This window comes from Micromonospora sp. RTGN7 (genome assembly GCF_033804645.1).
Classification (GTDB): Bacteria; Actinomycetota; Actinomycetes; order Mycobacteriales; family Micromonosporaceae; genus Micromonospora.
This window is the reverse complement of the sequence record NZ_JAPZLF010000023.1, coordinates 49,815-69,348: the sequence shown is the minus strand read 5'-3', so window position 1 is coordinate 69,348 and position 19,534 is coordinate 49,815. Positions and strand designations below refer to the sequence as shown.

17 protein-coding genes and 1 riboswitch are annotated in these 19,534 nt (G+C 72.9%); of the genes, 9 read left to right on the top strand and 8 right to left on the bottom strand.

The annotated features are described in order from the left end of the window. Positions 1-27: 27 nt before the first annotated feature. The gene (locus SNR22_RS25525) at positions 28-1,287 is read right to left on the bottom strand and encodes an FUSC family protein (RefSeq protein ID WP_320069224.1); all 1,260 of its coding nucleotides are present in this window, start codon (positions 1,285-1,287) and stop codon (positions 28-30) included. A gap of 66 nt (positions 1,288-1,353) precedes the next feature. On the opposite strand from SNR22_RS25525, the gene SNR22_RS25520 reads away from it, so the two are divergent. Then, positions 1,354-2,028: a metal-dependent phosphohydrolase gene (locus SNR22_RS25520; protein WP_320069195.1), complete on the top strand. Its 675-nt coding sequence runs from the start codon at positions 1,354-1,356 to the stop codon at positions 2,026-2,028. A 254-nt stretch (positions 2,029-2,282) separates the two neighbouring features. Here SNR22_RS25520 and SNR22_RS25515 read toward each other — a convergent pair whose 3' ends face one another. Further along, positions 2,283-2,555 carry a DUF4031 domain-containing protein gene (locus tag SNR22_RS25515; RefSeq protein ID WP_320069194.1) on the bottom strand — a complete coding sequence of 91 codons (273 nt, stop codon included), beginning with the start codon at positions 2,553-2,555 and terminating at the stop codon, positions 2,283-2,285. A 35-nt stretch (positions 2,556-2,590) separates the two neighbouring features. Between SNR22_RS25515 and SNR22_RS25510 the strand changes: the two genes are divergently transcribed. Then, a complete protein-coding gene (locus SNR22_RS25510; protein WP_320069193.1) occupies positions 2,591-3,991 on the top strand; it encodes an FAD-binding oxidoreductase in 1,401 nt (466 codons plus the stop codon). Positions 3,992-4,009: 18 nt separating this feature from the next. On the opposite strand, the gene SNR22_RS25505 is transcribed toward SNR22_RS25510, so the two are convergent. Continuing rightward, on the bottom strand, positions 4,010-5,794 hold the full coding sequence (locus SNR22_RS25505) for a glycerol-3-phosphate dehydrogenase/oxidase (protein WP_320069223.1): 1,785 nt from the start codon (positions 5,792-5,794) through the stop codon (positions 4,010-4,012). Between the two features lie 111 nt (positions 5,795-5,905). On the opposite strand from SNR22_RS25505, the gene SNR22_RS25500 reads away from it, so the two are divergent. The 3 genes from SNR22_RS25500 (at position 5,906) to SNR22_RS25490 (ending at position 9,704) form a co-directional block, all read left to right on the top strand. Then, positions 5,906-8,386 carry a S8 family serine peptidase gene (locus tag SNR22_RS25500; RefSeq protein ID WP_320069192.1) on the top strand — a complete coding sequence of 827 codons (2,481 nt, stop codon included), beginning with the start codon at positions 5,906-5,908 and terminating at the stop codon, positions 8,384-8,386. A 56-nt stretch (positions 8,387-8,442) separates the two neighbouring features. Continuing rightward, positions 8,443-9,378 carry a GNAT family N-acetyltransferase gene (locus tag SNR22_RS25495; RefSeq protein WP_320069191.1) on the top strand — a complete coding sequence of 312 codons (936 nt, stop codon included), beginning with the start codon at positions 8,443-8,445 and terminating at the stop codon, positions 9,376-9,378. 80 nt (positions 9,379-9,458) lie between these two features. Further along, the gene (locus SNR22_RS25490) at positions 9,459-9,704 is read left to right on the top strand and encodes a hypothetical protein (RefSeq protein WP_320069190.1); all 246 of its coding nucleotides are present in this window, start codon (positions 9,459-9,461) and stop codon (positions 9,702-9,704) included. A gap of 81 nt (positions 9,705-9,785) precedes the next feature. Here the strand turns inward: SNR22_RS25490 and groL are convergent, their stop codons facing one another. Both groL and SNR22_RS25480 read right to left on the bottom strand, forming a co-directional pair. Next, positions 9,786-11,408 carry a chaperonin GroEL gene (gene groL, locus SNR22_RS25485; RefSeq protein ID WP_320069189.1) on the bottom strand — a complete coding sequence of 541 codons (1,623 nt, stop codon included), beginning with the start codon at positions 11,406-11,408 and terminating at the stop codon, positions 9,786-9,788. Between the two features lie 727 nt (positions 11,409-12,135). Next, entirely contained in the window at positions 12,136-12,339 is a 204-nt protein-coding gene (locus tag SNR22_RS25480) for a cold-shock protein (protein WP_320069188.1), read from the bottom strand. Between the two features lie 224 nt (positions 12,340-12,563). Here SNR22_RS25480 and SNR22_RS25475 point away from each other — a divergent pair, with 224 nt between their 5' ends. Next, a complete protein-coding gene (locus tag SNR22_RS25475; RefSeq protein WP_413775704.1) occupies positions 12,564-13,157 on the top strand; it encodes an N-acetyltransferase family protein in 594 nt (197 codons plus the stop codon). A gap of 74 nt (positions 13,158-13,231) precedes the next feature. On the opposite strand, the gene paaN is transcribed toward SNR22_RS25475, so the two are convergent. Continuing rightward, on the bottom strand, positions 13,232-14,905 hold the full coding sequence (gene paaN / locus SNR22_RS25470; protein ID WP_320069187.1) for a phenylacetic acid degradation protein PaaN: 1,674 nt from the start codon (positions 14,903-14,905) through the stop codon (positions 13,232-13,234). Between the two features lie 89 nt (positions 14,906-14,994). On the opposite strand from paaN, the gene SNR22_RS25465 reads away from it, so the two are divergent. Next, positions 14,995-15,567 carry a hypothetical protein gene (locus tag SNR22_RS25465; RefSeq protein WP_320069186.1) on the top strand — a complete coding sequence of 191 codons (573 nt, stop codon included), beginning with the start codon at positions 14,995-14,997 and terminating at the stop codon, positions 15,565-15,567. Positions 15,568-15,877: 310 nt separating this feature from the next. Here SNR22_RS25465 and thrC read toward each other — a convergent pair whose 3' ends face one another. Next, positions 15,878-17,164 carry a threonine synthase gene (thrC, locus tag SNR22_RS25460; RefSeq protein ID WP_320069185.1) on the bottom strand — a complete coding sequence of 429 codons (1,287 nt, stop codon included), beginning with the start codon at positions 17,162-17,164 and terminating at the stop codon, positions 15,878-15,880. A 12-nt stretch (positions 17,165-17,176) separates the two neighbouring features. Next, positions 17,177-17,308, bottom strand: a riboswitch (SAM riboswitch). A gap of 197 nt (positions 17,309-17,505) precedes the next feature. Between thrC and SNR22_RS25455 the strand changes: the two genes are divergently transcribed. After that, a complete protein-coding gene (locus tag SNR22_RS25455) occupies positions 17,506-17,973 on the top strand; it encodes a hypothetical protein (protein WP_320069184.1) in 468 nt (155 codons plus the stop codon). Between the two features lie 112 nt (positions 17,974-18,085). Continuing rightward, entirely contained in the window at positions 18,086-18,799 is a 714-nt protein-coding gene (locus SNR22_RS25450; RefSeq protein ID WP_320069183.1) for a hypothetical protein, read from the top strand. A 97-nt stretch (positions 18,800-18,896) separates the two neighbouring features. Here the strand turns inward: SNR22_RS25450 and SNR22_RS25445 are convergent, their stop codons facing one another. Next, positions 18,897-19,130, bottom strand: a complete 234-nt coding sequence (locus SNR22_RS25445; RefSeq protein WP_320069182.1) for a winged helix-turn-helix domain-containing protein — start codon at positions 19,128-19,130, stop codon at positions 18,897-18,899. Between the last annotated feature and the right edge of the window lie 404 nt (positions 19,131-19,534).

Below are 19,534 nucleotides of genomic sequence, written 5' to 3'. Positions count from 1 at the left end.
CAGGTCATGTCCGGGCGGCCGTCGCCCTCAGTCGAAGGGCGGGGTCCTGGGGCGCTTCGGGGGTTCGGTGCCCTCGGCGGGGCCAGGATTCGGTTTCTTCTGCTCGCCGAAGGCCTGCCGGACGAGCTGGTTCGCCTCCTGCTGCTCGATGCCGGAGGCGACCAGCAGATCGCTGGCGGTGGTGCGCACCTGCGCGATCACCACGCTGCCGGAGAACCCGACCCCCTGCGCGTAGGCCCAACCGGCCGCGCTGACGGCGCGCAGGGACCGCTCCCGAGCCTTCTCCGGCACCGCGCCGACGGCGAACTCGTGACAGAGCAGGCGAACCGACTCGGCGAGGTCGACCAGCGCGTCGGGCATCGGCTCCGGCACCGGCTCCTCGTCCTCGATCATCGTCACCGCTCGGCGGATCAGGGTCCCGGTGTTGCGCATCGCGCGGTCGATGGGGTCGGCGGCCTCGGCGTAGTCGGCCAGCTCGTCGCGCCGGTGCCAGTGGGCCGGAGAGAGGGTGCTGATCTCCTTCGCGCCCTCGATCGCCTCGGCGAGGGCGGCCAGCTCCTCCTTGTTCTCGCGGAGCCGTTCCAGGGCCTGCTGGGCCCGGTTTCGGTCCCGGTGGCGCAGCGCCTCGGCGGTGACGTCGAGCTGTTCGGCGAGCAGGTCCAACGCCGGCCGGGCGGCCCGGTTGATCACCCGCAGCGGGTGGAGCGGCAGCAGGACCGTCGTCACCGCCAACGCGACCCCACCGCCGACGATGACGTCCACGAAACGTGGTATCTCCAGGTCCTGGGTGGACGGGCTGAGCGTGACGATCAGCACGGCGGTCGCCGCGGCCTGGATCACGACCGGCACGCTCCCGCCGAAGAAGGTGGTCAGCACGATGGCCACGGTGACCACCAGCCCGAGCTGCCAACCCCCGGTGCCGAGTAGGTAGATCAACACATCGCCGAGGAACACCCCGACCGCCACCCCGACGATCAGCTCGACGGTACGGCGCAACCGCTGGCCGACCGACGCGGCCAGGGTGCCGACCGCCGAGATGGGGGCGAAGACCGGCTGCGCGATGCCCAGGAGGTGGTGGGAGATGAGCCAGGCCAATGCGGCGGCCAATCCGGCCTGGACGGCCAGGCCCTGCGCCATCCGGACCCGGCGCAGCCGGTCCTCCAGGGTGACCCGGCCCCGGTGCCGGAACTGCTCCAACAACGTCGCGACCCGTGCCGAGTCGAGGTCGGCCATGCCGTTGTGCAGGCCGACACGGCGCAGCAGCGACGCTCGGCGGTCCCGGGCCACGGCCATGGCGGCGACTACCCGTCGCCGGGGCGGTGAATCCTCGCGCGCTGCGGCAGACTCGCTCGGGTGAGTGAGCACGACGACGATCCGGGGCCGGAGTTGCTCGGCCGGTGGCGGGCGGCGGCCCGGGACGCCGGGGCCGACGAGGCCCCGACCCTCACCGAGGCGGGGGCGGGCCTGCTGTCCCGCTGGCGGGAGCCCCACCGGCGCTACCACACCGTCCGGCACCTGGCCGCCGTCCTCGACGTCGTCGACGCGCATGCCGGGCTTGCCGACCGTCCCGACCTGGTCCGGCTCGCCGCCTGGTGCCACGACGCGGTCTACGACCCGCGCGCCGCGGGGGACGCCAACGAGCGGGACAGCGCGGAGCTCGCCGGCACGCTGCTCGCCGGGCTCGGGGTGCCGGCCGGGGCGGTGGCCGAGGTCCGCCGGTTGGTGCTGCTCACCGCCGGGCACACGGTCGAGGCCGGCGACCGCGACGGCGCGCTGCTCTGCGACGCCGACCTGGCCGTGCTGGCCGGCCCACCCGAGGAGTACGACCGGTACGCCGCCGCCATCCGCCGGGAGTACGCGCACGTGCCGGAGCCGGACTTCCGGGCCGGACGGGCCCGGGTGCTCCGCGGACTGCTCGCCCTGCCCACCCTCTACCGGCTACCGACCCTGACCGCCCGCTGGGAACACCCCGCCCGCACCAACCTCCACCGCGAACTCTCCACCCTCCCCACCCTCCCCCAACACTGACCCCCAACCCCAACCCCACCCCCACCCCAACCCCCACACCCCAACCCCACACCCCAACCCCCACACCCAACCCCACCCCGGCGCACCACCCGAACGCCGATCTTGCAGTTGCGGCCCGGACAGAAGGGGCAAAAGCTCACGAAGCGAGGGCCCAAAGTGCAAGATCCCGGGGCGCGGGGGGTGGGGGTTAGGGGGTTTGGGGGTTTGGGGTTGGGGGTTTGGGGGTTGGGGGGTTGGGGGTTTGGGGGTGGGGGTTAGGGGGTGGGGTGGGAGAGGTGTTTGGGGCGGCGGAGGTTGGCGGCGCGTAGGAGGCGGACCAGTTCACGGCTGGGGACGACCTGGGCTCCGAGGTGCACCGCCTGGGCGTACCGCTCGGCGGGGATGTCGTAGTGGTCCCGGTCGAACCCGCGCCGGGGCACCCCGAGCGCCTCGGCGAAGGCGTGCAGCTCGGCGGCGGAGACGTCGCTGATCAGGTGGGACCAGAGCCGCCCGTGCGCCGGCCAGTCGGGCCGGTCCAGGTACACCATGGTCGTCAAACTAGCCGGCGGTTAGCCTCTGCTGCATGGCAGCCTCCCCCCTCCTCGCCGACCTGCGCGCCGCACTCGGTGACTCCGCCGTCCTGACCGACCCGGACCTGCTCCGGATGCACGAGCGGGACGAGGCGGACCTGTGCGCCTCCGGTACGCCGCTGGTGGTGGTCCGCCCACGCAGCACACAGGAGGTGGCCGCCGCCGTCCGGGCGGCGGGTCGGCATGGCGTACCGGTGGTGCCGCAGGGGGCGCGGACCGGGCTGGCCGGCGCGGCGAACGCGATCGACGGCGCGGTGGTGCTGAGCACCGTGGCGATGGACCGGATCCTGGAGATCGACCCGGTGAGCCGGATCGCCGTGGTCCAGCCCGGCGTGGTCAACGCGACCCTGGCGGGGGCGGTGCGACGGGAGGGGCTGTACTACCCGCCGGACCCGGGCTCGTGGGAGTCGTCCACCATCGGCGGCAACGTCTCCACCAACGCCGGGGGGATGTGCTGCGTCAAGTACGGGGTGACCACCGAGTACGTGCTCGGCCTGGAGGTGGTGCTCGCCTCCGGCGAGGTGCTGCGCACCGGGCGGCGCACCGCCAAGGGGGTCGCCGGGTACGACCTGACCCGGCTCTTCGTCGGCTCGGAAGGCACCCTCGGGGTGATCACCGAGGTGACCGTGTCGCTGCGGCCCGCCCCGGAGGAGTCACTCACCCTCGTCGCCGTCTTCGACTCGACGGCGGAGGCGGGCGTGGCGGTGGCGGAGATCGCCGCGAAGGGGCACACCCCGAGCCTGCTGGAACTGCTCGACCGGACCCACCTCCGGGCGATCGAGGCGTACCAGCCGATGGGGCTGCGCACCGACGCGCAGGCACTGCTGCTGGCCGCCGTGGACACCGGGTCGCGGGCCGCCGACGACCTGGCCCGGATCGGCGAGGTGTGCGAGGCCGCCGGGGCCGACGAGGTGTACGTGGCCACCGACGCGGTGGAGGCGGCGGCGCTGCTGCAGGCCCGCCGGCTGGCCCACCCGGCGATGGAGAAGTTCGCCGCCGACGCGTACCCGGGTGGGAACGGCGGGCTGATCATCGACGACGTGGCCGTACCCCGGGGCTCGCTGGCCGCGCTGCTGGACGGGGTGGCCCGAATCGCCGAGGAGTGCGACGTGACGATCGGCGTGGTGGGACATGCCGGCGACGGCAACCTGCACCCGAACATCGTGGTCGACCGCGCCGACCCGGCCAGCCTGGACCGGGGCCGGCGGGCCTTCGACGAGATCATCCGGCTCGGCCTGGAGCTGGGCGGCACCTGCACCGGTGAGCACGGGGTAGGGCTGCTCAAGCGGGACTGGCTGGCCCGGGAGATCGGCCCGGTGGGCGTTCGGGTGCACCAGGCGATCAAGGCGGCGCTGGACCCGGCAGGGTTGTTCAACCCCGGCAAGGTGCTCTGAACCCGCCCCCGGCGTCGGCTAGCGCGAGGACGACGGCAGCCCGACGGGATCGCCGTCGGCGCCCCGGTCCGCCGCGAAGCCCCGCACGTCGGGCGCGCCGAGCCGGGCCGCGTCGGCGGTCGCGTCGTCCGGCATCAGCTGGGACTGCCGCTCCGCCTCCACCCGCGCCCGGTAGTGCTCGACCTCGCGCGCCCGGGTCGCGGCGTCCCAGCCCAGCACCGCGCCCATCAGCTCCGCGGCGTGCTCCGCGGACTCCAGGCCGCGGTGGGCGGTCTCGAAGGAGATCCGGGTACGCCGGGTCAGCACGTCCTCCAGGTGCAGCGCACCCTCGGCGCTGGCCGCGTACGTCACCTCGGCGGCCAGGTATTCCGGGGCCCCGGCCAACGGGGAGGCCAACAGTGGATCGGCACCGACCAGGGCGAGCAGGTCCAGGGCGAGGGTGCCGTACCGCTCCAGAAGGTGCTCGACCACCCCGACCGGCACCCCGTGCCGGCGGGCCAGGTCGGCCCGGTCCCGCCACATCGCGGCGTATCCGTCGGCGCCGAGCAGCGGCAGGTCGGCGGTGCGCGACGGGCGCACCCCACCGAGCCGGCGGGCGGCCCGGTCGACCACGTCGGAGGCCATCACCCGGTACGTCGTGTACTTGCCCCCGGCGACCAGCAGCAGCCCGAGCATCGGCTCGACCACGGCGTGCTCCCGGGACAGCTTCGAGGTGGAGTCGGCCTCACCGGAGAGCAGCGGGCGCAGCCCGGCGTACACGCCTTCGATGTCGGCGGTGGTGAGCGGCCGGTCCAGCACCGTGTTGACCTGCTCCAGCAGGTATGCGATGTCGCGGGCGGAGGCCGCCGGATGGGACCGGTCGAGCCGCCAGTCGGTGTCGGTGGTGCCGATGATCCAGTGCCCGCCCCAGGGGATCACGAAGAGCACGCTGGTGGCGGTGCGCAGGATCAGCCCGGCCTCGCCGGTGATCGCCGAGCGGGGCACCACCAGGTGCACCCCCTTGGACGCCCGGACCCGGACCCCGGGGCGCAGCCCGACGTCGTTGAGCATCCGGGACATGTCGTCGCTCCAGACACCGGTGGCGGCGATGACCGTGCGGGCGCGCACCTCGAACTCGGCGTCGGGTGAGCCGGGCAGGGCTTCCAGGTCCCGGACCCGAACCCCGGTCACCTCGCGCGCCTGGCGGATCAGGCCGACCGCGCGGGCGCTGTTGACCACGGTCGCGCCGAGGCTGGCCGCGGTACGGGCGAGGGTGACCACCAGCCGGGCGTCGTCGACCTGCCCGTCGTAGTAGCGGATCGCTCCGGCCAGGGCGTCGGCGCGCAGGCTGGGGAAGACCCGCCGCGCCCCCTCCCGGGTGAGGTGCCGGTGCAGCGGCATGCCCCGGCCGCCCCCGAGCAGCCCGGCGAAGGCGTCGTACGCGGCCACGCCGAGGCCGTAGTAGGACCGGCGGAGGGAACGGCCGGGCAGGCCCCGGAGTCCCTGCCCCGCGGGGAGCGGGATCAGGATCGGCACCGGCCGGACCAGGTGCGGGGCGAGCCGGGTGGCGAGCAGCCCTCGCTCGGTGAGCGCCTCGTGGACCAGGTGGAACTCCAGTTGCTCCAGGTAGCGCAGGCCGCCGTGGATCAGTTTGCTGGACCGGCTGGAGGTGCCGGCGGCGTAGTCACGCGCCTCCACCAGGGCCACCTTCAGCCCTCGGGAGGCGGCGTCCAGCGCCGCACCGGCGCCGGTGACGCCACCACCGATGACCAGGACGTCGAACTGCTCGTCCCGCAGCCGCCGCAGGTCCGCGACGCGGCGCATCGGGGAGAGCTGACCGGCGACGGTTCGGGAGACATTGGGGTCACGCACCCGTCCACGGTAACCGTCCCGGCGGCCCTACGGCATTTCGTGATCGCGCCGTACTGTCTGGGGATGGAGGTCGGCCGCCCACCGTTGTCTGGTCATCCCGTCCCCCCGCCCGCCGGCCCCGGCCCGTGGCCGGTGGTGGCCGCGGTGCTGGTCGGTTGCTGGACTGTCGCGGTCACCGTGCCGGGCGAACTGGTCGGCTGGCTTGCCGACCAGATCCTGCTGGCCAGCGGGCTGGACCGGCTGGTGTGGCTCTGGCCGGTGGTGGCCGGCGTCACCGTGCTGCTGGCCGGCGTGCCAGTGCTGCTGCTCGCCCGGCTGCCCCGGGCCGGAGCGGTCCGGGGCACCGGCCAGGCCTGGCTCGCCGGCCTGCTGGCCCTCGGCGCGCTCACCCTGCTGCGCGCCCTGCCGCCGGTGCACCACGAGGCGTACCTCGCCGCGCTCGCGGCGACGGCCGCCCTGCTCTCGATCGCGCTGCCCCGCCTGCCCGGGCGGGCCGCCCCGACGCCGCCCGACCGCGACGCGTTCCCGGCGACCGGTTGGGACCCGGCCGTGCCCCCCACCGCCGCCGACGAACACGGGGCCGGGCGGGCCGCCCCGACGACGCTGCTGGCGGTGGCCGCCGGGGTGGCGACCGTGCTGCCCTGGGCGTGGCTCGGGGCGCTCGGTGGGCTGCTGGAGACCGTCCTCGCGGCGGTCGCTGCGACGGCGGTCGGGCTCCTGGCCGGGGTGCTGCTCGACGCCCGGTTCTGGGCGCACTTCGCGGTCGGCCGACCGCCCCGGCCGGCCCGGCTGGTGCTGGTCGGGGGCCTGGTGGCCGGGGTGGTGCTGCTGCTCGTCGCCGCCGGGACCGGACAGTCCGGCGCGCAGCTGCCCGCCCTGCTGACCCTGCCCCCGCTGGGCTTCGTGCTGGCCGCCCTCCAGGCGCCGGCCGCCCGCGCGGGCGCGACCACCCCGTCCGCCCCGACGCGCTGGCTCGTCGGGCTCGCCGTGTTCGGGCCGCTGGCGTTCGCCGACCCGGAGGAGATCACCCTGGTCCTGGCGGCCACCCGCGACGTGCCGTACTGGGTGGCGGTCACCGCCGCCGCCGGGCTCGCGGTCGCCACGGTGCTTTCCGTCGCGTACGGCGTGCTGCTGGCCCGCCCCCGGGGCCGCGCGCTCCGGCGACCGGTGGCGACGGCGGCCGTCGTGGTCCTCCTCGCCGGGGTGGCCGTGGTGCACCTCGGGGCCGGCCGGCCCGGCCTGCACGGCGAACGGCTGCTGGTGGTGCTGCGCGAGCAGGCCGACCTGAGCGGAATTCCCGCCGGGCCGCCCGGCCTGGCGGGGCGGGACGCGCGGGCCCGGGAGGTCTATCGACGGCTCGTCGCCACCGCCGAGCGCACCCAGGCCGACCTGCTCCGCGACCTGGCCCGGCTGCGGCTCGACGCGACGCCGTACTACCTGGTCAACGCGGTCGAGGTGGACGGCGGGCCGACCGTGCGGGCCTGGCTGTCCAGCCGGGCCGAGGTGGATCGGGTGCTGGTCGACCAACGGCTGCGCCCGCTGCCCGCGCCCGCGCCGACCACCCGGGGCGACGCGCCCGCGCCGGCCGGGGCGGCCTGGAACGTGTCCCAGATCGGCGCGAACCGGGTCTGGTCCCAGCTGAAGGTGACCGGCGCCGGCGTGGTGGTGGGCAGCTCCGACTCCGGGGTCGACGGTGGGCATCCGGCGCTGGCCGCCGGCTTCCGGGGCGGCGACGACTCCTGGTACGACCCGTGGGAGCACACGACGGCGCCGACCGACCGGGGCGGGCACGGCACCCACACGGCGGGCAGCGCGGTCGGGCGCGGCGGCATCGGGGTGGCCCCCGGGGCGAGCTGGGTCGGCTGCGTGAACCTGGACCGCAATCTCGGCAACCCGGCCCGCTACCTCGACTGCCTCCAGTTCATGCTGGCCCCGTTCCCGGCCGGCGGCGACCCGTTCGTCGACGGCCGGCCCGAGCGGGCCCCGCAGGTGCTGACGAACTCGTGGGGCTGCCCCTCGATCGAGGGCTGCGATCCGGCGGCGCTACGGCCGGCGACGGCGGCGCTGGACGCGGCCGGCATCTTCGTCGTCGCGGCGGCCGGCAACACCGGGCCGTACTGCGGGTCCATCGGCGACCCGCCGGCGGCGTACCCGGACGTGCTCACGGTCGGGGCGGCGGACCGGGACCGGGAGGTCGCCTCGTTCTCCAGCCGGGGGCCGGTGGTGGACGGGAACAAGCCGGACCTGCTCGCCCCGGGGGTGGGGGTGCTCTCCGCGATGCCGGGTGGCACGTACGCCACGCTGGACGGCACCTCGATGGCGGCCCCGCAGGTCGCCGGGGTGGTGGCGCTGATGTGGTCGGCGAACCCGGCCCTGGTCGGTGACCTGGAACGGACCCGGCGGATCCTGCGCGACACCGCCACCCCGGCGGGGACCGGGCACCTCACCGGCAAGCCGCAGGACCTCTGCGGCGGCGGCGCGAACATCACCGGCGCCGGCCTCGTCGACGCGTACGCCGCCGTGCTCGCCGCCCGGGCCGGGTGAGCGAAACCCGAGAGGCGGGTGCCGCGGGGCCGACCGATGGCCTAGGGTCGGCGATCATGGACGAGGAGATCATCGTCACCGAGCTGGCCCCGGATGCGCTGCCCGACGTGGTGGCCCTGTGCCGGCGCGCCCTCGACCTGCCCGAGGACGCGGCCGAGGCGGGGGCCGTCGTGGATGCCCTGCACACCCGCGCCGCAGCGGACCGGACGGTGCTGGGACTGGGTGCCTACCGGGGGGCGGAGCTGGTCGGGGTGCTGATTGCCTCGCTCTCCGGGACCGATCCCGGGCTCGGTCACGTCGACCTGGTGGCGGTGGACCCGCAGCTACGCCGCCGGGGCATCGGGCGGGCCCTACTCACCCGGGCCGAGCGGGCGCTCGCCGAGGGAGGCGCGACCGAGGTGCTGCTGGCCGGCAACCCGCCGTACTACGCCTGGCCCGGGATCGACGTGCGGTACACCCCGGCCGTCTGTGCCGCGCTGGCGCTGGGCTACGGCCAGGACCGCACGGCCTGGAACATGACCGCAGACCTGTCGTACGACGGATCGCCGGCGCTGCGGACGACGGAGCCGGCGGAGCGGCGGCTGGCCGAACGTGGCATCGCGGTGCGGCGCGCGGAGCTGGCGGACCTGCCGGCCCTGGCCGACTTCGCCCGGTCCAACTTCGGCGGCGTCTGGGACGCCGAGCTGGCCGGCTCGGTGGGGCGGCCGGGCGCCGGGGCGCACCTGGCGGAGCGGGACGGCCGGATCCTCGGCTTCGCCGCCTGGGGGTCGTCGCGACCGAGCTGGTTCGGGCCGATGGGCACCGCCCCGGAGGCGGCGGGCTCGGGAATCGGCGGCGTACTGCTGCGCCGCTGCCTGCGCGACCAGCGGGACGAGGGGGCGGAATCGGCCCAGATCGGCTGGGTGGGCCCGGTGCCGTTCTACTCGGGGAGCGCCGGGGCGCGGATCGAGCGGGTGTTCTTCCTCTACCGCAAGGTCCTCACGGGGGCCTAGACGGGACGTGAAACCGCATTACCCCGTTCGGTCCCGGCTGCCATCGACGTCCCCCTACCGTCTCGGTAGAGGAGGCAGTCATGACCACGGACGACGAACAGATCGACGAGGTCCAGGACATCAGCGGCACGCCGGTCGACGAGATTCCCGGGCAGTTGCCGTTCGACCGGCTCGACTACGGCGACGCCGAACAGCGGGCGGAGATGACGGGGCTCGACGAACCGGTGGCCGAGGAACCGATCGCCCTGGTGGACGAGCCGATCCGGATCGCGCCGCCGTACGACCGCACCCGCACGCGGCGCAACCAGCGCCCGCTGCCGACCTGAGCGGGCCATCCCGGGCGGAGTCGACGCGGAAGGGGCGGACCGCTGACGCGGCCCGCCCCTTAGGCGTTGGTGGAGCTGGACTCAGAAGTCCATGTCCCCGCCACCCGGGCCAGCCGGGGCGGCCGAGGCCTTCTCCGGCTTGTCCGCGACGACGGCCTCGGTGGTGAGGAAGAGCGCCGCGATCGAAGCGGCGTTCTGCAGCGCCGACCGGGTCACCTTGGCCGGGTCGATGATGCCCGCGGCCAGCAGGTCGACGTACTCGCCGTTGGCGGCGTTGAGGCCGTGACCCGGGCTCAGGTTACGGACCTTCTCCACCACGACGCCGCCCTCGAGGCCGGCGTTGACGGCGATCTGCCGCAGCGGGGCGTCCAGCGCGACCTTGACGATGTTGGCACCGGTCGCCTCGTCGCCGACCAGGTCCAGCTTCTCGAAGGCGGTCTTGCCGGCCTGCACCAGCGCGACGCCACCACCCGGGACGATGCCCTCTTCGACGGCGGCCTTCGCGTTGCGAACGGCGTCCTCGATGCGGTGCTTGCGCTCCTTCAGCTCGACCTCGGTGGCCGCGCCGACCTTGATGACCGCAACACCGCCGGCCAGCTTGGCCAGGCGCTCCTGCAGCTTCTCGCGGTCGTAGTCGGAGTCGCTCTTGTCGATCTCGGCCCGGATCTGGTTGACCCGACCCTGGATCTGCTCGGCGTCGCCGGAACCGTCGACGATGGTGGTCTCGTCCTTGGTCACCACGACCTTGCGGGCGCGGCCCAGCATGTCGAGGTTGACGGCGTCGAGCTTGAGGCCGACCTCCTCGCTGATGACCTGGCCACCGGTGAGGATGGCGATGTCGGCCAGCATGGCCTTGCGGCGGTCACCGAAGCCCGGCGCCTTGACGGCGACCGACTTGAAGGTGCCGCGGACCTTGTTGACCACGAGGGTGGCCAGGGCCTCACCATCGATGTCCTCGGCGATGATCAGCAGCGACTTGCCCGACTGCATGACCTTCTCCAGGATCGGGAGCAGGTCCTTCACCGACGAGATCTTGCTGTTGACGATGAGGAGGTACGGGTCGTCGAAGACGGCCTCCATACGCTCCGGGTCCGTCATGAAGTAGGCGGAGATGTAACCCTTGTCGAAGCGCATGCCCTCGGTGAGCTCAAGCTCCAGGCCGAAGGTGTTGCTCTCCTCGACAGTGATGACGCCTTCCTTGCCGACCTTGTCCATCGCCTCGGCGATGATCTCGCCGACGGTGCTGTCACCGGCCGAGATGGAGGCGGTGGAGGCGATCTGCTCCTTGGTCTCCACGTCCTTGGCGAGCTTGAGCAGCTCCTCCGAGACGCTGGCCACGGCGGCCTCGATGCCCCGCTTGAGGGCCATCGGGTTGGCACCGGCGGCCACGTTGCGCAGGCCCTCGCGAACCAGGGCCTGGGCCAGGACGGTCGCCGTCGTCGTGCCGTCACCGGCAACGTCGTCGGTCTTCTTGGCGACCTCCTTGACCAGCTCGGCGCCGATCTTCTCGTACGGGTCCTCGAGCTCGATCTCCTTGGCGATGCTCACACCATCGTTGGTGATGGTGGGGGCACCCCACTTCTTCTCGAGCACGACGTTACGGCCCTTGGGGCCGAGGGTCACCTTCACGGCGTCGGCGAGCTGGTTCATGCCCCGCTCGAGGCCACGGCGAGCTTCTTCGTCGAACGCGATCATCTTGGCCATACGGCGTTGTCCTCCTGGACACTCACGGGCCACCCGAGTGTGTGTCCCGGATGGGCCGCCTGGTGTACGCACCTTGAGACATCGCCACCTGGCGACGACGACGTCTCCTCGGCCGGGCCGGATAGCCCGCGACGACCGGCCATGTGCCACCCGGCGGTTTTCCGCCGAGCGGCCGTGACCCAAACCGCCCCGACCATTGGCACTCACAGTCAGCGAGTGCCAATGACTTGTTTAGCACTCTCCCCTGCCGAGTGCAAGCACGATGCCGTCGCCCGGCCGGATCCGCCCGCCCTGACCAGCGCCAACCGGCCCCCTTTTCAGCCAAGTCCACGCGTTAGCCGGGCGGCGGTCACCGGCCCCTGCGCACGTCCGCCGCTCGGCGTACGCGACGACCAGGCCGACCAGGTGCACGAGACGGATCGGGACCGCGTACGGGAGTTCCCGCCACGTCAGCCGGCGGGCCACGTCAGCTGGCGGGCCGCGCCAGCCGGCGAGCCACGTCAGCCCGCGGGCCGCCCGGTTAGGCGAATGGGCGGATCCGGGCCGCGGGGCGGGGCAGGATCGACGGCGAAGAGCTGGGGCGGGGCGGACCGGCGGGGCAGCGTGAAGCCGAGGCCGCCGTCGGGGTGCGGCGCGCCGGGCGACGTGGGGCACCGGCTGGGGTGCCCGGTCGCCGTGGTCGCGGGTCGGTCGGGGCCCGCCCCGGGCCCCGAAACCGTTCGGAGGGTCAGGCGACGACGCGGACCCGCTCGGCCTGCGGGCCCTTCTGCCCCTGGGCGATCTCGAACTCCACCCGTTGTCCGTCGTCGAGCGCCTTGTAGCCGTCCATCTCGATCGCGGAGAAGTGGACGAAGACGTCCTGCCCCCCGTCGACGGCGATGAAGCCGTAGCCCTTCTCGGCGTTGAACCACTTCACGCTGCCCTGTGCCACGGTGCACTTCCTCACGTCGCGCGGCCTGCCGAACCGGCGGGACGCCAGCGCGAACCGGCGGCCCCGGACCACCGGTTTCGGAGTCGACGACGACCCCGAAATCAGTGACCAAAATCGCACGGTACACGAGCCGTCACAGCAGTGCACGACCGTAAATCGGCCAATATCGGACCGACCTCGACCCGGGGCAGAATAGATGATCGTCACTGCGGTAAGCATGCGGGATGACAGCAGGTCCCCGCCCGTCGCTCGCCGGACACCCAGCCTCGGCGGGGACCGTCGCACCGTCCGCGCGGGCGGCCACCGTCCGTCGGGTGACGCCGTGGGACGCGGCCCGGATGCGGGCGCTGCGGCTGGAGATGCTCGCCGACGCCCCGCTGGCCTTCCTGGAGACCCTGGCCGACGCCGCCGCCCGCCCGCACGCCGACTACGCGGCCCGGATCGCCTCGGTCGCCGTCGGCCGGCGCGCCGCGCAGTTCATCGCCGACCCGGGCGCCGACCGCCCCGGCGGACCCGCCGGCCGGCTGGTGGGGCACGCGGGCGACGCGGTCTGGCCGGACGACCCGGGCCTGACCGTCGTGTACGCCGTCTACGTCACGCCGCAGCGCCGGGGCACCGGCCTGCTCGCCGAACTGATCGAGGCGGTGGCCGCCTGGTCCCGCCAATGCGGCCGCCCGGAGCTGATGCTGGAGGTGGTGGTCGGCAACGACCACGCCTACCGTGCGTACCAGCGGCTCGGCTTCGTCGACACGGGCGTCCGGGTCCCCCACCCGAAGTTCCCCACCCTGCGCGAGCTCCAGATGCGCCGCCCGGCCTGAGCGCCGGCGACACCGGTGGTGAGAAGGGGCCCCTTCTCGACGCCAGGCGTTAACAAGGGGCCCCTCCTTACACCTCAGGCGGGGCGGCGGCTCTGCACTATGCGGAACCGGTTCGCCACGTACGCGCCATCGGTCAGGGCCGCGTTGGCAGCCGGGTTGGCGCCGCTGCCATGGAAGTCGGAGAACGCCGCCGACTGGTTCACGAAGACGCCACCGGTCAGGTTGCACGACAGGTGCACCCCGGCGTCGATCGCCGCCGCCTCGGCCGCGTCCAGCACCGCCTCGTCCGTGGAGTAGACGGCGGCGGTCAACGCGCCCTTCTCCCCCACCGTGGAGCGCAGGATCTCCAGGCTGTGCGCGGTGGAGTCGGTGGCGATGGCGAACGAGATCGGCCCGAACCACTCCCGGGAGTAGGTCTCGGTGTCGTCGGCCGACAGCCTGACGATCGTCGGCGTGCGGACCACCGCTCCGGGGAAGGCCGGATGCTCGACCGTACGGGATTCCAGCACTGCCTCGCCGACTCCGGTGACCTCGTCGAGACGCTTCAACACCTCGTCGTTGACGATCGCGCCGGTGAACTCGACCCCTCGGGCCGGGTCGGCGGTGAGCTTGGAGACCGCGGCGGCGATCCCCCCGGCCACCTCCTCGAAGCTCTTGTGCCCCTGGTCGGTGGCGATGCCACCGGAGGGGATGAGAATGTTCTGCGAGGTGGTGCACATCTGGCCGCTGTAGAGGGTCAGCGTGAAGCCGAGGTTGCGGCACAGGCCGGCGAAGTCGTCGGTGGAATCGACCACCACCGTGTTCAGGCCGGCCTTCTCGGTGTAGACCGACGCCTGCCGGGCGTTGGCCTCCAACCAATCGCCGTACTCGGTGGAGCCGGTGAAGTCGACGATCTTCACGCCCGGGTGCAGGGCGAGGGTCGAGGCCAGCTTCTCGCCGGGGGCCTCGGGGGCGAGCAGCACCAGGTTCGGGTCGAAGCCGGCCTCGGCGAGCACCTCCCGGGCGTACCGCACGGTGACGGCCAGGGGCAGCACCGCGCGCGGGTGCGGCTTGACGACCACCGGGTTGCCGGTGACCAGCGAGGCGAACAGCCCGGGGTACGAATTCCAGGTCGGGAAGGTGTTGCAGCCGATCACCAGCGCCACCCCGCGCGGCACCACGTGGAACGTCTTGGTCATCCGCAGCGGGTCGCCCTTGCCGGCGGCCTTCTCCCAGCCGGCCGTCCTCGGGTGCCGGGTCATCTCCGCGTACGCGTAGGCAATTGCCTCCAACGCCCGGTCGAGCGCGTGCGCGCCGCCGGCCTGGAAGGCCATCACGAACGCCTGGCCGCTGGTGAACTGCACCGCGTTGGCCAACTCGAAGATGTTGCGGTGCAGCCGGGCCAGGATCTCCAGGCAGACGCCCACCCGGGCCTGCGGGCCGGCGTCGCGCCAGGCCGGCAGTGCGGCGGAGGCGGCGGCGAGCAACTCGTCGGCGCCCGCGTGCGGGTACCGCACGTTCAGCTCCAGGCCGAACGGGCTGGTCTCGGTGGCGACCCGGTCGCCGGAGCCCGGCTGGTCGAGCGGGAAGTCGCCGTTGCGGTACGCCTCGAAGGCGGCCTTGCCGTCGGCGGCGGCGGTCTCGCCGTACAGCCGAGGGCTGGGCGACTCCGGGTAGGCAGACCAGTACCCGCGCTCCGTGATCGCGGTCAGCGCACGGTTGAGGGTGTCGGCGTGCCTGTCGTACAGGGGATGCGGGGTCTCCGTCATGCCCGCCATCATGCCGCAGCCGGGGACCGGACAGTAGGGGCCGACAACCGGCGCTGGCGGCACCGGCGAACCGGCCGCATGCTGGAGTCATGCGGCAACGCGCCTGCACCCGAGCCACCTGGCTGAACGGCTCCACCCCGGTCGGGCTGGCGCTGGCCGCCCTGGCCCGGACCGCCCGGGTGCGCACCCCGGACGGGGTGATCGTGGCCGGCGGATACCGACTGCCGGTGCCACGGCAGGAGTGCTTCACCGTCGGCTCGGTGATCCTGACCCGTCGCCCCGCCGAGTGGCTGCTGCACCCGGACCGGGCCGAACTGCTGGGCCACGAGACCCGGCACACCCGCCAGTACGCGCTGCTCGGGCCGCTGTTCTGGCCGGCGTACTGGCTGGCCTGCGGCTGGTCGTACACGCTCACCGGCAGCTACGGCCGGGGCAATCTCTTCGAACGGCGGGCCGGCCTGGCCGCCGGCGGCTACGCCGAGCCGGTGCTGCGCCCATGGGCTGCCCGCGTCGACCGCGCCCTGCTCGGCCAGCGTGGTCGTGCTGCTCACAGGCCGACGGTGACCGGAAACGACGATCGGGCCGGCGAATTTCTCGCCGGCCCGAATCGGGAAGTTGGTCGGGAGGGACGATCGCACAACGCCTCCGGCGTTGGGTCGTAAGAACTAAAAGTCTCCGGCGAAACGCCCTCCCGCACCGAGCATCTTGCGCCGTCCGGTTATCGCCGTCAAGTCCTTAGCGACGGGTCTTTCTCACCCAAGGCAAAAGGTCGGTTACTCGGTGGATGCGCCGGATCCCCCATCCGGGCGATCCACACCTCCACCGACCGGGTGACCGGGAGTTCTCCCCGGATGCGGTATGTCGTGCCCGCCGCGGCCCGGGGGGCAGGACGTGACATACCGCACATCGTGTCGCTCAGCGGCGGCGAGCCGCAGAGCGCGTCCCGCAGGGTGCGGCGCGCTCGGGCAGCCGTCAGCCGAGGAGGCCTGCCTCGCGGGCGGCGCGCAACGAGGGTTTGATGTGATGCGTCGGGCCGACCTGGCCGGCGACGGCGTCGATGGTCTTCAGCCCCTCACCGGTGTTGAAGACCACGGTCTCCGCCGTCGGGTCGAGCCGGCCGGAGTCGACCAGCTTGCGCAGCACCGCCACGGTCACCCCGCCGGCGGTCTCGGCGAAGATCCCGGTCGTTCGGGCCAGCAGCCGGATGCCCTCGCGGATCTCGTCGTCGTCGACGTACTCCATCCAGCCGCCGGTGCGCCGCACGGCCTCCAGGGCGTAGATGCCGGCGGCCGGGTCGCCGATGTTGAGCGACTTGGCGATGCCGGTCGGCTTGACCGGAGTAATGGTGTCGCGCTCGGCGTGCAGGGCGGTGGCGATCGGGTTACAGCCGGCCGACTGGGCGCCGAAGACCTTCCAGCCGCCGGCCGGGGCCTCCACGAGGCCGATCTCGACCAGTTCACTGAACGCTTTGTCGATCTTGGTGAGCAGCTCGCCGCTGGCCATCGGGATGACCACCTGCGCCGGGATGCGCCAGCCGAGCTGCTCGGCCACCTCGTACCCGAGGGTCTTGGAACCCTCGGCGTAGAACGGGCGGACGTTGACGTTGACGAAGGCGGTGTCCTCGAACTCGTCGGTCTCCACCAGCTCGCCGCAGAGCCGGTTCACGTCGTCGTACGAGCCGTCGATGGCCACCAGCTCGCCGCCGTAGACGGCGGTGGTGACGATCTTGCCCGGCTCCAGGTCGCTGGGGATGAAGACGATCGACGGGGTTCCGGCGCGGGCCGCGTGGGCGGCAACCGAGTTGGCCAGGTTGCCGGTCGAGGCACAGGCGAAGCGGGCGAAGCCGAGCGCCCGGGCTGCGGTGAGGGCCACCGAGACCACCCGGTCCTTGAACGAGTGCGTCGGGTTGGCGCTGTCGTCCTTGACCCAGAGCGGGGCGGTGATGCCCAGCTCGGCGGCGAGGTTGGGCGCGGCGACCAGCGGGGTAAGCCCCGGGTCGAGAGTCACCCGGGTGGCGGGGTCCTGGCCGGCCGGGAGGAGGGCGGCGTACCGCCAGATGTTCTGCGGACCCGCCTCGATCTGCTCCCGGGTGACCCGGGCCAGGGCTGCGGTGTCGTAGTCGACCTCAAGGGGGCCGAAACACTCGTAGCAGGCGTGTTGCGCGGCCAGCGGGTAGCGCGCCGAACAGGCCCGGCAGACCAGGGCTCGGGCGGGGCTGGCGGTGGTGTCGATGCCGGGCGCGGCAAGAGTCGACGTCATGGCGAGGAAGTCCTCTCATCTTTCCCCGCATCGCACCCTGCGGCGGGGACGGAATTGGCACCTGTCCGCGCCGCTCGTCATCGAGCGCGCGGGTGGTTGCCGGGGCTTCGTCGGGCCGTATCCCTCTGCCCCTCTGGATGAGGTATTCAGTTGTGCGCCCGAGTCTACGGTGACGACCGCCCCAACACCCGGGGTTCCCAGCGGGTGGGCCGCTTCGCGGACATGGACCTGGTCACACCGTCACCGCCGGAATCGGTGCCACCACCATCCGACACATAGCCGCCAGCCAATTCCAAGGGGGGCCTACATGGCGGCTGGCCTGGGGTTTCTACGCTCACCGCGTGACATACCCCCCGACGCCCGGTTTCCCCGGGCCACCCCCGAAGTCCCGTGGACTCAGCCGGTCGACCCGCAACGTGATCATCGTGGTCGCCGTGGTGGCACTGCTCTGCTGCACCGGCGCGGTCGGCGGCGGCTTCTGGCTGTTCCGCACCGTGCAGGGCACCATCACCCCGGCCCGGGACGCCGCGACCCAGTACCTGGACGACGCGAAGGCGGGCAACTACCCGGCCGCGTATGCCCGGCTCTGCGACCGAATGCGCGCCCGACTGACCGAGGCGCAGTTCACCCGGGCCTGGCAGGCCGAGCCGCCCCTGGACGGGTACAAGGTCACCGACACCCAGGTGCACACGAGCACCAACGACGACACCAGCGCCAAGGTGACCGTCAAGATCGCGGACCGGGAGAAGGTCATCAGCCTGGTCAAGGAGGGTGACGCCTGGCGGGTCTGCGGCGGGTCGACCGGGTGAGTCCGGCCGGTCGGGCCCCCGCGTCGAAAGGGCCCGGCCGGACCTTGATCACCGGGGTGGCGCGAGGCCGCTACGGTGCGGGCAACTCAACCCCCGAGAGAGGAACTGGCCGATGCGCCGGACCCTGCCCAGCCTCGCGATGATCGCCCTGGCCTGTCTGTTGACCGCAGGCTGCGGCGACACCGGGGGGTCGCCCTCCTCAGCGGGTACGACCACCGCTCCGGCCGCCGACGAACCGGTCGCCCCGGCGGAGGACGACCCGGAGCCGGCCCCGGCAACAACGGGCCCCACCGCCGGGCCGAAGCCGACCGTCGCCGGTACACCCGTCGCGCCGCCGAAGCCAGCGCCGAAGAAGGTGCCCGCGCTGACCTGCAAGCAGCTCGCCGGTGCCCACGTCGGCAGCACCAAGGTCCCCTACCAGGGGTACGCCGACTACCTCCCGCTGTCCGAGGGCGTCTGGTCCGGTGAGGACGGTGACACGGTCACCCTCCAGAAGGCCTGCGGAATCGGTGACCTGGACGACGACGGCGCGGCGGACGCGGTCGGTGCGGTCGCTCTCAAGAGCGGGGGCACCGGCACCTTCTACACGTTGGTGGTGTGGCACAACGCCGATGGTGAGCCGGTCTACCAAAGCGTGGCCGAACTGGACGACCGAACCCCGGTCGTCTCGATCACCGTGTCCGGTGGCAAGGCGAAGGTCGTCTGGCTGACCCGCTCCGCCGAACGCGGCATGGCCGAGCTGGACATCCGGCGCACCTCCATCTACCAGCTCTCCGGCAGCACGTTCAGCGAGGTCAGCCACACCGATGAGGCCTACAAGCCGTAGCGAACGGAGGCCGACGGGGTGGTGTCCCCGCACTCCGGACACCACCCTGCCCTCGGCCCGCGCCGACCAGGTTCAGGCCGGCACCGACCTGATCGATCTACGACGATTCTGAGAGGGCAGCAACGTAGGTCCCCTTGCCCTGATGCCCCTCCACCAAGCCGCGATCTCGCAAGATCCGCAGTGCCGCTTGTGCGGTCGAAACGCTGATCTTGTACTGGTCGGCGAGCTGGGCGTAGGTGGGTAACTTGTCTCCAGCGGCAAGCTCGCCGGCACGGATCTGCGCCGTGATCGTCTCTACGACACGAACATAGTCAGCGGTTCGGTTGGCCATCGGTGGTACTCCTCGCTCGGCACCACCATCTGACCATGGGATCACCCTTACCTACAACACGGTCGTTGACTTAGGTAAGTATCTGAACTAGCCTAACGAATAAGGGATTCCTCGCTCGGCAGCCTGGCGTCTCACCTCCCGGGTCTCACGCCCGGACACCACCACCGGGGCAGCGCGTGCCCCGGCTCGGACTCCCCCTTCGGGCCATCGCGCTGCCCCGGCCCCACCCACAGACAAGGAGGTCCGACGTGAGGAAGACCAGCCGGAGCAGGCGGACACCCGCCGCGAACGCAGGCTATGCACACCCAGCGATCCACCGGGCCCGACGCAGTGCATAGAACACGCTCGACCTACCCGGCAACGCAAACCCCAGCCCCTCGAAGCCCACCCCGCGCACCCGCCCA